The sequence below is a fragment of the Halomonas sp. BM-2019 genome (genome assembly GCF_017584085.1).
Map to the genome: position 1 here is coordinate 2,547,652 of NZ_CP071922.1, position 356 is coordinate 2,548,007.

At 45.2% G+C, this 356-nt stretch carries 1 protein-coding gene; it reads right to left on the reverse strand.

Annotated elements, in window-relative coordinates; translation table 11 throughout:
• Nucleotides 1-84: 84 nt before the first annotated feature.
• Nucleotides 85-356 (reverse strand): integration host factor subunit beta (gene ihfB, locus J5F18_RS12730; protein ID WP_346298987.1); only part of this gene is annotated, 272 nt, incomplete at its 5' end.

Consider the following 356-nt stretch of genomic DNA (forward strand, 5'->3'; position numbering starts at 1 on the left):
TAATTTTCCCTTGCTGAACGCAGAAAAATAAAAAGGCATGCCATTATAGCATGCCTTTTTTAAAAGTTCGGCTTCTGCAAAACGTTAACCTTGCGCCGCTTCGTTCACCCTTTCCCGCAATGCTTTGCCTGGTTTGAAATGAGGGACATATTTGCCACCTAAATCAACCTGCTCGCCGGTTTTCGGGTTTCGACCAACTCGGGGTTTGCGATAGTGTAATGAAAAACTACCGAACCCGCGAATTTCAATGCGGTCGCCTGCGGCTAATGAATGAACCATGACTTCGAGAATCTCTCGAACACCACGTTCAACATCTTTCGGTTGCAGCTCTGGCTGCTTATTTATCAGTTTTTCAA